Source organism: Novosphingobium fluoreni, assembly GCF_014196615.1.
In the GTDB taxonomy this organism is placed as follows: Bacteria; Pseudomonadota; Alphaproteobacteria; order Sphingomonadales; family Sphingomonadaceae; genus Novosphingobium; species Novosphingobium fluoreni.
The window spans coordinates 58,069-70,068 of record NZ_JACIDY010000003.1; the positions used below are offsets into that span (position 1 = coordinate 58,069).

Annotated in this window: 9 protein-coding genes; 5 read left to right on the plus strand and 4 right to left on the minus strand. The window is 66.0% G+C overall.

What is annotated here, in order from left to right:
* The first annotated feature begins 92 nt into the window (after positions 1-92).
* From paoA to GGR39_RS07460, 5 genes are all read left to right on the plus strand, one after another.
* Complete coding sequence (paoA, locus tag GGR39_RS07440; RefSeq protein ID WP_183616569.1) at positions 93-737, plus strand: aldehyde dehydrogenase iron-sulfur subunit PaoA; 645 nt, start codon at positions 93-95, stop codon at positions 735-737.
* The gene (locus GGR39_RS07445; protein WP_183616570.1) at positions 734-1,681 is read left to right on the plus strand and encodes an FAD binding domain-containing protein; all 948 of its coding nucleotides are present in this window, start codon (positions 734-736) and stop codon (positions 1,679-1,681) included. The genes paoA and GGR39_RS07445 overlap by 4 nt, the downstream gene beginning before the upstream one ends.
* On the plus strand, positions 1,681-3,879 hold the full coding sequence (gene paoC / locus GGR39_RS07450) for an aldehyde oxidoreductase molybdenum-binding subunit PaoC (protein ID WP_183616843.1): 2,199 nt from the start codon (positions 1,681-1,683) through the stop codon (positions 3,877-3,879). The genes GGR39_RS07445 and paoC overlap by 1 nt, the downstream gene beginning before the upstream one ends.
* Positions 3,880-4,056: 177 nt before the next feature.
* On the plus strand, positions 4,057-6,213 hold the full coding sequence (locus tag GGR39_RS07455; protein WP_183616844.1) for an RNA degradosome polyphosphate kinase: 2,157 nt from the start codon (positions 4,057-4,059) through the stop codon (positions 6,211-6,213).
* A 46-nt stretch (positions 6,214-6,259) separates the two neighbouring features.
* The gene (locus tag GGR39_RS07460; protein ID WP_183616571.1) at positions 6,260-7,741 is read left to right on the plus strand and encodes a Ppx/GppA phosphatase family protein; all 1,482 of its coding nucleotides are present in this window, start codon (positions 6,260-6,262) and stop codon (positions 7,739-7,741) included.
* A 21-nt stretch (positions 7,742-7,762) separates the two neighbouring features.
* Here the strand turns inward: GGR39_RS07460 and GGR39_RS07465 are convergent, their stop codons facing one another.
* The 4 genes from GGR39_RS07465 to GGR39_RS07480 are packed head-to-tail and all read right to left on the minus strand — an operon-like array spanning position 7,763 to position 11,999.
* A complete protein-coding gene (locus tag GGR39_RS07465) occupies positions 7,763-8,812 on the minus strand; it encodes an ATPase, T2SS/T4P/T4SS family (protein WP_183616845.1) in 1,050 nt (349 codons plus the stop codon).
* Between the two features lie 5 nt (positions 8,813-8,817).
* A complete protein-coding gene (locus GGR39_RS07470; RefSeq protein WP_183616572.1) occupies positions 8,818-9,912 on the minus strand; it encodes a TrbI/VirB10 family protein in 1,095 nt (364 codons plus the stop codon).
* 3 nt (positions 9,913-9,915) lie between these two features.
* Positions 9,916-10,767, minus strand: a complete 852-nt coding sequence (locus tag GGR39_RS07475; RefSeq protein WP_183616573.1) for a TrbG/VirB9 family P-type conjugative transfer protein — start codon at positions 10,765-10,767, stop codon at positions 9,916-9,918.
* On the minus strand, positions 10,764-11,999 hold the full coding sequence (locus GGR39_RS07480; protein WP_183616574.1) for a TrbL/VirB6 family protein: 1,236 nt from the start codon (positions 11,997-11,999) through the stop codon (positions 10,764-10,766). The genes GGR39_RS07475 and GGR39_RS07480 overlap by 4 nt, the downstream gene beginning before the upstream one ends.
* Position 12,000 lies beyond the last annotated feature (1 nt).

Genomic DNA, 12,000 nt, shown 5'->3' on the forward strand with positions numbered 1-12,000 from the left:
GGGAACGCAGACGGTATTGCACCGTTGACACAGGATAGTTGCGTCTACGACACTGGACGCCTGATCCTGCATCACCCGAAGGCCGCACCCGGATGAATCATTCCAGCCTACCCCACGCGTCGCGTCGCGACGTGCTCAAGACAAGCGCTGCCGGCGCCGCCATCGCCTCCAGCGGAGGTGCGATCGGCGCCGCCACCGCCGCGCCGTTGGCGGAGGCTGCCCCGCCCCGCGCGAAAGTCTCCTTCAAGGTGAATGGTAAGGGCCAGAACCTGGAGCTTGATACCCGCACCACCCTGCTGGACGCGCTGCGCGAGCATCTGCACCTGACCGGTAGCAAGAAGGGTTGCGACCATGGCCAGTGCGGCGCCTGCACCGTCATCGTCAACGGCAGGCGGATCAACTCCTGCCTGAGCCTGGCGGTGATGCATGAAGGCGATGAAGTCACCACGATCGAGGGCCTGGGCTCGCCTGATAATCTGCACCCGATGCAGGCGGCATTCGTCAAGCATGACGGCTATCAGTGCGGCTATTGCACGCCGGGCCAAATCTGCTCCGCCGTCTCGGTGCTGGAGGAAATCCACGCCGGTGTCCCCAGTCACGTCACTCAGGACATCGCCGCCGGGCCGCCCATCACGGTCGAGGAGATGCGCGAGCGGATGAGCGGCAACATCTGCCGCTGCGGCGCTTATTCCAACATCGCGGAGGCCATGGCCGAAGTCGCGGGGATCAAGGCATGAAGCCCTTTACTTACGAGCGCGCCAAGTCACCGCAAGAGGCTGCCGCAAAGGCCGCAGCCAAGCCGGGGGCCAAATTCATTGCGGGCGGCACCAATCTGCTCGATCTGATGAAGCTGCAGATCGAAACGCCCACGCACCTGATCGACGTGAATGATCTGGGCCTCGACAAGATCGAGGAAGCGGACGGCGGTCTCAGGATCGGGGCATTGGTTCTCAACACCGATCTCGCCGCAGACCAGCGCGTGCGCAAGGATTACGGCGTGCTGTCCCGCGCGCTGCTGGCCGGTGCCTCCGGACAATTGCGCAACAAGGCGACCACGGCGGGCAACCTGCTTCAGCGCACCCGCTGCCCCTATTTCTACGATACCAATCTGCCGTGCAACAAGCGCAAGCCGGGTTCGGGCTGTGGCGCGCTGGGCGGCTATTCGCGGCAACTGGCGGTCATCGGCACCAGCGACGCGTGCATCGCCACTCACCCCAGCGACATGGCCGTCGCCATGCGGGTGCTGGACGCGCAAGTGGAGACGATCGATCCCAAGGGCGCGAAACGCTCCATCCCGATCGCCGATTTCCATCGCCTGCCCGGCGACACCCCGCAGGTGGAAACGGCGCTGGCGCCGGGTGAGTTCATCACCGCCGTCACTCTGCCCGCGCCTGTCGGTGGCCGTCATATCTATCGCAAGGTTCGGGACCGGGCGTCTTATGCCTTCGCCCTCATCTCGGTCGCGGCCGTGGTGCAGGAGGACGGCAGCGGCGCCATAGCGGTGGGCGGCGTTGCCCATAAGCCCTGGCGGGTTGCAGCGGCGGACGCCGCGCTGGTCAACGGCGCCAAGGCTGCCTCCGGGCAGCTCCTGGCCGGAGCCAAGACCCGTCCGGACAACGCGTTCAAAGTTCCCCTGGTAGAGCGCACGATCGCCGCAGCGCTGGCGGAGGCCAAGGCATGATGAAATTCGAACAACCCGCAGGCCAGAACCCGATCGACAAGGGCACCGTCATCGGGCGCGCCACGCCGCGCATCGATGGTCCGCTCAAGACTTCGGGCCTCGCGACTTACGCCTATGAGCAGTGGGACCTGCCCGCCAAGCCCGCCTACGCCTGGGTGCTGGGCGCGGCGATCGCCAAGGGCCGCATCGCCTCGATCGACACGGCCCGCGCCAAGAGCGCCCCCGGCGTGCTCAAGGTGCTGACGGCGGCGGACACCAAGCTCCCCGGCAAGGGCAGCCGCAATACGGCCAAGCTGCTGGCGGATGGCGAGGTGGAGCATTATCACCAAGCCGTCGCCATCGTGGTGGCCGAGAGCTTCGAACAGGCCCGGCACGCCGCCGCCCTGATCGATGCCCGATATGAACGAACGGACGGCCAGTTCGATCTGGCCGCCGGCAAAGGCTCCGCCCAGCCCGATCAAGGCACCAACGACAGCAAGTTCGGCGATTTCGACGCGGCGTTCGGCAAGGCGCCGGTCCAGGTGGATGTCACCTATACCACGCCGGACGAAAGCCACGCGATGATGGAGCCTCATGCCACCATCGCCGCCTGGCAGGGCGATGCGCTGACTCTGTGGACATCGAACCAGATGATCAACTGGGGCAAGCAGGACTTAGCCAAGACGCTGGCTATACCGCCCGAAAAGGTCCGGCTGATTTCGCCCTATATCGGCGGCGGTTTCGGCGGAAAGCTGTTCCTGCGCGCCGATGCCATCGCAGCCTCGCTCGCCAGCAAGGCGCTGGGCGGCCGTCCGGTCAAGGTCTCGCTGCAGCGCCCCTTGATCATGAACAACGCCACGCACCGCCCCGCCACGATCCAGCGACTGCGCCTGGGCGCGGATCGCAAGGGCAAGCTGGTTGCCATCGGTCACGAAGCATGGTCGGGCGATCTGCCCTCCGGTGAAGCGGACGCGGCTGTGGCGCAGACGAAACTGCTTTACGCCGGGGCCAACCGGATGACGCAGACGCGGCTTGCCGTTCTCAATCTGCCGGAATCCAACGCCATGCGTGCGCCCGGCGAAGCGAGCGGCATGATGGCCTTGGAAGCCGCGATGGACGAACTGGCGGAGAAGCTGGGGATGGACCCGGTGCAACTGCGCATCGTCAACGACACGCAGGTGAACCCCGAAAAGCCCGAACAGGCATTTTCGCAGCGCAGCCTGGTGAAGTGCCTGCAGGAAGGCGCGCAGCGCTTTGGCTGGAATGATCGGCCCAAGACGCCGGCCTCTCGCCGCGATGGCCAGTGGCTGGTCGGCTATGGCGTGGCCTCCGCGTTTCGCAACAACATGAACCAGAAGTCCTCCGCCCGCGTGCGCCTGGGCACCGACGGCAAGGTGACGGTTGAAACCGACATGACCGATATCGGCACCGGCAGCTACACGATCATCGCCCAGACGGCGGCGGAAATGCTGGGCCTTCCGCTCGATCGAGTCGTGGTGAAGCTGGGTGATTCCAGCTTTCCCGTTTCGGCAGGCTCGGGCGGCCAATGGGGCGCGAACAGTTCAACCTCCGGCGTCTATGCCGCGTGCGAGAAGCTGCGCGGCACCATCGCTCAGCGCCTCGGCCTCGATCCCGCCAACATCGATTTTGCCGATGGCCAAGTCCGCAGCGGCAACCAGTCTTTCGCACTGGCCGATGCCGCCAAGGGGGGCGAGATCGTCGTCGAGGACGGCATGGAATGGGGTGAGATCAGCAAGAAGTATCAGCAGTCCACCTTCGGCGCGCACTTTGCCGAGGTAGCCGTGGATGCCTACACCGGCGAGGTGCGGGTGCGGCGGATGCTGGCGGTGTGTGCGGCAGGCCGTATCCTCAACCCGCAGACCGCCCGCAGCCAGGTGATCGGCGCGATGACGATGGGCGTCGGCGCGGCACTGATGGAGGAGCTGGCGGTGGACAAGCGCTTTGGCCTGTTCATCAACCACGATCTGGCCGGATACGAAGTGCCCGTCCACGCCGACATCCCGCATCAGGAGGTGGTCTTCCTCGACGAGGTGGACGACAAGGTTTCGCCGATGAAAGCGAAGGGCGTGGGCGAACTGGGCATCTGCGGGTCCGCCGCCGCGATCGCCAACGCGGTGTATAATGCCACCGGCGTGCGCGTGCGCGAATATCCGATCACGCTGGACAAGCATCTGGACAAACTGCCGGCCATCGCCTGAATCAGCAGCGCGGCGGTCAATCGATCCGGCCGCCGCGCGCTACTCGTCGCCAGGCATTTTATGACAAGAGGTTGCGCGCTTTGACGTGCCATGTTTGATATTCAATAACCTGCTGACGTCTGGCTGATACGGAAACCCATGCTCGAAGCGCGCGAAACGTCGAACCCGGTTGCCACCATGGCCGCCATCACCCCCGCCTCTGAGCCCGATATCACGCAGTCCCCGGCCCGGTTCTTCAACCGCGAATTGAGCTGGCTTACCTTCAATCAGCGCGTTCTGGCCGAGGCGGAGAACCCACATTATCCGTTGCTGGAGCGGCTGCGCTTCCTGTCCATCTCGGGCAGCAACCTCGATGAATTCATGACGGTGCGCGTCGCCGGGCTGGCCGGCCAGATCCGCCGCTCGATCGATGAGATCTCGATCGACGGGATGACGCCCACGCAGCAGCTGTCCGCCGTCCACGAACGCATCCTCGAAATCGAGGCGACCCAACAGGCCATCTGGCGGTCCTTGAAGGACGAACTGGCCGAATGCGGCATCCGCGTCGTCGGCGAAGAGCGCGTGAGCGCCGCCAACGACCGCTGGCTGAAAGACTATTTCCTGGGCCACATCATGCCGGTGATCACCCCACAGGCGATCGACCCTGCGCACCCCTTCCCCTTTGTCGCCAACACCGGCATCGGCGTGATGTTCTCGCTCACCCGCGCCGCGGACAATACCGCGGTGATGGAGATGATCCTGATCCCCCAGGCCCTGCCCCGCTTCGTGCGGATACCGGGGCCTGATGCGATCTACATGTCGATCGAGGACCTGATCTGCCGCCACGCGGAAGAGATTTTCCCGGGCTTCAAGGTCAACGGCCACGGCGTGTTCCGCGTCCTGCGTGACAGCGACATAGAGATCGAGGAAGATGCAGAGGATCTGGTTCGATATTACCGCACCGCGATCCAGCGGCGGCGACGTGGCATGGTCATCGTCCTGCAGCTGCAGGGTCGGTTCAATCCGGCCGCCGAAGAACTGCTGCGGGCGCAGCTGGGCCTGGACAAGGCGCTGATCATCAAGACCGGGGGGCTGATCGGCATGGCGGGCCTCTCCGGCATCGTCGAGGAAGACCGGCCTGAGCTGAAGTTTGAGCCATATTCTCCGCGTTACCCGGAGCGTATCCTGGAGCATGACGGCGATTGCTTTGCCGCGATCCGCGAAAAGGGCATCGTTATCCAGCACCCCTTCGAAAGCTTCGAAGTGGTGATCGATTTCCTGAAGCAAGCCGCGCGTGATCCTGATGTGATCGCGATCAAGCAGACGCTCTATCGCGCGGGCAAGCAGTCCGCGATCATCGCCGCGCTGATCGCTGCGGCCGAGGCGGGCAAGTCCGTCACCGCCGTGGTCGAGCTGAAGGCCCGCTTCGATGAGGAGCAGAACCTGCTCTGGGCCAGCCAGCTGGAACGCGCCGGCGTGCAGGTGATCTATGGTTTCGTCGACTGGAAGACCCACGCCAAGGTTTCGATGGTGGTGCGCCGCGAAGGCGATGGCTATCGCACTTACTGCCACTTCGGCACCGGCAACTATCACCCGGTGACGGCGCGCATCTACACCGACTTGTCGTACTTCACCGCCGCGCCCGAGGCGGGCCGTGACGTGGGCAAGCTGTTCAATTTCATCACCGGCTATATCGAGCCCAAGCACACCGAGCTGCTATCGATCTCACCCATCAGCCTGCGGCCCACGCTGTACCAGTGCATCGATGCAGAGATCGCCAACGCGCAGGCCGGCAAGCCTGCGACGATCTGGGCCAAGATGAATTCTCTGACCGATCCCGATCTGATCGACCGGCTCTACGCCGCCAGCAGCGCGGGCGTGGAGATTCTGCTGGTCATCCGCGGCATCTGCTGCCTGCGCCCGGGGATCGAGGGGCTGAGTGAGAATATCACTGTCAAATCGATCATCGGTCGCTTCCTGGAACACGCCCGGATCTGGGCCTTCGCCAACGGCAGCGAACTGCCCAGTCGCAAGGCGCGGGTCTTCATCACCTCAGCTGACGGCATGAGCCGCAACCTCGATCGCCGCGTGGAACTGCTGCTGCCGCTGCGCAACAAGACCGTCCACGATCAGGTGCTGGGCCAGGTTATGCTCGCCAATCTGCTGGACACCGAACAAAGCTGGTTCCTGGAGGCGGATGGCGACTATCATCGCGCCAAGGTGGGAGAGGATGAGGACGAGGCGTTCAACCTGCACAGCTACTTCATGACCAATCCTTCGATTTCCGGGCGTGGCGCTTCACTTGCCAGTGGACGAAAGGTGCCGAAGCTGTCGCTTCGGCGCGGCAACATATGATAGCGAGGCTCCGGAACCGGGGCTGAGACGAAACGCTAAAACGATCATGACCGGCACAAGCCCACTGGGCGAAAACGCGAGCGTCAAGCGCGCGATCATTGATATCGGCTCCAACACGGTGCGGCTTGTGGTCTATAACGGTCCACTTCGCGCACCCGTGGTGATCCTGAACGAAAAGGTCAGCGCCAAGCTCGGCAAGGATCTGGGCAAGAACGGGCTGCTGTCTGCCAAGTCGATGCAGACCGCGCTGGCCGCGCTGGCCCGCTTTTCCGCCATGCTGGAAATGCTGGGCATCGACGATGTCGATTGCGTGGCCACCGCCGCCAGTCGTGATGCCGCTAACGGTCCGGACTTTTTGGAAGCCGTGCGCCGCCTGGGCCTTTCCCCACGGCTGCTGACCGGCGAAGAAGAAGCGCGCGCCAGCGCCACGGGCGTGATCGCCGCATTTCCCGGTGCGAAGGGTATCGTGGGCGATCTGGGCGGTGGTAGCCTGGAACTGGTCGCCATTGACGGCGATGTCCGACCGGGCGGGATAACCCTGCCTTTCGGCACCTTGCGCCTACCGGAACTGCGCGCGGGCGGTGCGGTGCGCTTTGCCGGTCTCGTGCGCGATGGACTGGCCAAGGCTGACTTTTCCGCAGTGACCGGCCACCCGCTCTATATCGTCGGCGGTTCGTGGCGGGCGCTGGCGTTGCAGGCGATGCACGATCTCGATTGGCCGTTGGACGATCCGCACGATTTCGAACTGATGCCCGATGTCGCCCTGCGCATCTGCCGCCAGTTTGAGAAGAGCAAGCCTGAAAAGGCCGATCCGCGCATTTCCACGTCGCGCCTTGCCAGCCTGCCCGATGCGGCGGCGCTGCTGGGCCAGTTGGTGGAGCGGATCGCGCCCTCGCGGATCATATTTTCGTCGTGGGGCCTGCGCGAAGGCCTGGTATTTGCCCGCCTGGACGAGGCGACGCGCCGGCAGAACCCGATGCTAGCCGGCGTCGCGGGCTTCGCGCGTTCCGCCGCCGTCGATCCCGCACATGCCATTAAGATCGCGGACTGGACGCGGGATGTCTGCCGGGCCGCGCCCGAGGATGAGGACTTGCGCCTGGCCTCTACCATGCTCGCGCTCGCGGCGATGCGCACCGAACCCAACTTGCGGGCGGAAGAAGCCATGACCTGGGCGCTGCGCAAGCGCTGGGTAGGCCTGAACGCCCGGGGCCGAGCGATGATGGCGATGACCGTTTTCGCCAATTCCGGCCTGACCGACGTTCCCGCGACTTTCGCGCGGCTTGCCGGCCCGGAGGACTTGCGCACTGCCGTGGGTTGGGGCCTTGCCACCCGGCTCTGCCGCCGCCTGACCGGATGCGCCGAGAAAGCGCTCCGCCAGACGGCCCTGCGCCGGGCCGATGGGAAGCTGGTGCTTTCGCTGGATGAGCCGGTCCAAGCCCTTTTCAACAACTCCGGCGCCAAGGACTTGCGCCACTTGGCGGAATGGCTGGGCATGGAGGGCGAAGTCGCCAGCCCGGTCCCCGCCTGATCGCGTGCCTAGTTGAGACAACTAACCGACGAGGGCGCGGCTCTCCGCGATAGTGGAGATGCCGCGTTTGCCGTCCTGCCGGTCCAGCTGGACGACGATGTCGATCACGCTGGCGGCATATTCCAGCGTCTCGCTGCGAGTAAGGCCGATGCCGGTCTGCATGCTCATCAGCGCGATCTGCTCCAGCGCGCCGCGCGGCGAATTGGCGTGAACGGTGGAGAACGAGCCTGGGTGGCCGGTGTTGATCGCCCGCAGGAAGCTGACTGTCTCGGTACCGCGCAACTCACCCAGCACGATACGATCGGGGCGCAGGCGCAGCGCGGCCTGCAGCAGATCGTTGGCCGAAACCTTGGCTTCGCCCAGTTCCCCCTTCACCGCGATCAGCCCGACGCCATTGGCACCGGGCAGGCGCAGCTCGGCGGTATCCTCCACCAGCACCACCCGCTCATGCTCGGGAATTTCGGTCAGCATCGCGTTGAGGAAAGTGGTCTTGCCGGTGGACGTACCGCCCGAGATCAGGATCGTGCGGCGGCGGCGAATGGCATCGCGCAGGAAGGCGATCGGCTGCGCCAACGGGTCGGGCGCAGGCGTTTCGGGCGGCAGCGTGATCGGCCCGCGATCGTAGGCGTCCAGCGGCAGCTCCAGCAGCCGGTGCCGACGAATCGCCATGGCCCAGTTGCTGCGGGTGGCCGGTGGACCGACCAATTGAATACGCGCCCCCGTCTGCCCCGAAATCGCGGGCAAGGTGGCGGATAGCAGCGGGTGTTCGCGGTTGATGCCCTGGTGGCTGATCCGGGCGACCTGCTCGGCCAGGCGCTGGAGCAACTGATTGTCCATCGCCGGCAGCTCGATCCGGCTCATGCCGCCTGCCGCCGCGTCCTCCACCCAGATCTCACTCGGCCGATTGACCAGGATTTCCGTCACCGTCTCACGCTCCAACCAGGGGCGCAGCGGCGCGAGGTACGCGTCCAGATAGACGCTGCGCGACGACGTACCGGCAGAGGTCACGGCTTCGGCGCTCCTGATATCGAGGGACGCGCGGGCGGGCAGAGTGTGGACATCGGCGACCATGCTGATCACTTGACCTTCGAAAAGTCCAGATCCTTGGCGGTGAAGACGCGGATCGGTTCGCCCTGCCGCACCCGGACGGTAGGACCGACCTGCCCGCCCTGCTGCACGGCGGTGGACGCAGCCGTGCTGCCGCCGCCGACGACGACCGACGAGTTGCTGCCGATCAGGTTGGGCAAGCCGCCCAGCACCGAAAGCAGCATCGCCGAGCCGAACCGCTCGAAGAAGTGGCTGTTGACCTTGCCCGCCAGGCCCGTCTCACCCCCGAACGCGATCGCGGGGGAGCCAAGGTCCGCCGACACGCCATCGGGCCGGATCAAACGCGTCCAGATGACATAGGCGCGCTTTTGCCCTGCGGAGAGGCCGCTCTTGTACTGGCCGATCAGGCGCGACGAGCGTGGGACCAGCACGGTCCGCCCGTCGAAGCTCTTCACGTCGGTGCTGACGATGGCGCGCACGAAACCCGGCACGTCGGTGTCGATCGCGGTTTCCAGCACGGCCGGGATCAGCGTGCCCTGCGTCACCGTGGTGGCGGGATCGAAGCTGCGCTTGGCGGACGCGCTGCCCCCGCCCATCGCGCCGAGGCGGGAGGCGAATTCGTCGTTGGCGGTGCCGCCCTTGAAGTCGATCTTGCCGTCGGCAACGGCCTGCGCCGGCGCGCCTGCCGCGTCGAAGACCACGGTCGGGCTGGCCGCCGGGTTGCCCTGCGGACTGCTCATCACGCCCGGTTGGGCAGACAGGACAGCCTGCGGAGCCGGAGCGGCCAGCGGTGCCGGGGCTACGCTGGGCGAAACGATCGTCGGCTGCGGCACGGGCGTGATCGCGGCGGCAGGGACGACGGGGGCCGTGGCGACGGGCGCGGCGACGGTTTCTTCCGGCTTGGCGTTGCGCGCCGCGTCCATCGACCACAAGGTCACACCGCCCAGCAGCGCCACGATCGCGACACCGGCGGCAAGACCCAGGCCATCGCCCTTCTTGCGCTGGCTGACGGTGGGCAGGACATTGCGGGTAGCCAGGTCGATGACCTGCGCACCGCCGCTTTCGCGCGGATCGCGGGCGTCGTCTTTGTTGAAGCGCTCACGCAGGGCGGAATTCGGAGCCATGGATCAGTTCTCCCGGATCGGCGAGGCAGCGGGGGTGGCAGCGGCCACCACGGCGGACGCGGGCGCAAGGCTGGCGGGCGGCGTTGCGGCTCCGGCATTCGGCGCGGAGGATGGCGTGCCCGCTGCAGGGGCGGCGGGACGCTGGTTCTCGATCGTAGCCTGCGACTTGCCGGAGCGCAGCAGGATAACGTGCGGCACGTCCTCCACCACGATCGTGCGACCGCGCACCGAGTAGTTGACCGGCCCCACTTCTCCCTTGGCGTTCTGGATCAGGATCGCGGGCACTTCGGCCTTTTCGCCCCACAGCAGATAGGTGGCGTTGCCATCGTCATACATGCGCGCGGGCAGGATGCGGGCATCGCCTTTGGTGCGGAACGCGAAGTTCAGCGCGGCGGGATCGACCGGCGTCTCCACCGTGCCGCCCAGCACCGATTGCTCGGCAGGTGTCAGTGCGGCCACCATCGGCTCCGCTTTCTTGGGCGCGTCCTTGTAGGTGAAGCGCAGCAGATAGACCGGCTTGGCCTTGGGCGAGGCGACCAGATCGAAGAAGTACGTGTGGCGATCGGTAACGACCGTCATGTTGGTACGCGCGGCGGCCTCCAGCGGCTTTACGAACAGCACGTCGGCGCGCTTGTTGGGCGTGATCTGCCACGATGCGCTATCGCCCACGGCGACATTCTCGATCGCCTCGCCTTCGCCGAACGTGATCGTGGCCTGGACGCCGGGGCGGCCATCGATCCGAACCACTTCGTTGGGCGCATAGGGATGCTGGACCAGACGCTCGTCGGCCATGGCGGGCTGCGCCAGGGCAGCGGCAAGGGCCAGCGGAGCGGCAAGAAGCAGGCCGCGGATCATCGTATCATCTCCTTTGCCGGACGGGCCGTGTTGCCGCGTGCGGTATCGTTCGAAGCGCGAAAGCGACTGCCGATGCCCTTCGCGCGTGAGGCGGAGGCGCCGCCCCCTATCGGTTCGAGCCCGCCGCCACTCACTTGGGTGATGACGGTGCGTCTCTCGCCCGAGCGGCCGCCCTCCCCCGTCTGTTGCTGCATCTCTACCGGGTTACCGACGGCAGCAGCCAATGCGGCGCGGCGCGGCGAAGACGTCTGGGCGATCGAGGTGCCCGCGGATTGCATCGCCGGAACTGACATCGCGGCAATCGCGCGGCTTTCGGCGCGGTCTTCCCGCTCGCTGCGGCCGAGTCCGAAGACCTGCCAGCCCGAAGCGATCGTGCCCGCCACCTTCAGCATCATCGTCATCAGCGCGCAATGCACCGCCGCGACCAGGAACAGCGCCATTGCCGCCCGTCCGTCGATATCGACCAGGTTGGAAGACAGCGCGCGCACCACCGGCACCAGCAGTTCCAGCGTGATGCTGCCACCCAGCACGACGAACAACGGAGTCAGCGCCGTCAACGCAACGCCGCGCAGCCAGCCCGCAGTCAGCCCACGCGTTCCGGAGAACAGCGCCATCACCACGAAGATCGGGCCCAGCGCCATCAGCAGCGCCAGCGCGATGCGCGCCGTCAGCAGCACGCCCACGGTGCCCAGCATCAGCAGCAAGCCGCCCATCCACATCACGCTTTCGGGCGTGAACAGGCCCGAGGCGCCTGCGGTGGCGGCAGCCTGAGCACCGGCCTGAGCCGCTGCGCTACCCTGCCCGTGCCCGGCGGTTTCGGTGATTGCCCCGAACACCAGGTCGATGCGATCGCCGAAGATCTGCGTAGCCGATCCGCTCGATCCGGTGAGGACCGAGGCAATCCAGTCCGGCCCGGCCACTGCCAGGTTCCACATCACGCCCTGATAGGCGATCCAGCTGGTGGCGAATGTCAGCACCAGGCCCAGCGTCAACATCCGCGGCGTCAGCGCCGAGATGCCCAGGCTGGATCGTCCGGTCAGCAGCGAAAAGGCGAAGAAGGCGATGTAGAGCGTCAGCAGGATCGTCAGCACCGGAGCCATCGCCCCGCTGGCGCCGAACAGGCGGCCGAAGGTGGCGGCGGTCATCTCGCCCGCCATGCAGTCCACCGCCCGCAGCGCCGGGCCGACGCCCGCCGAGGCGACTTCGGTCAGTTGATCGCAGGAGCTGGCCATC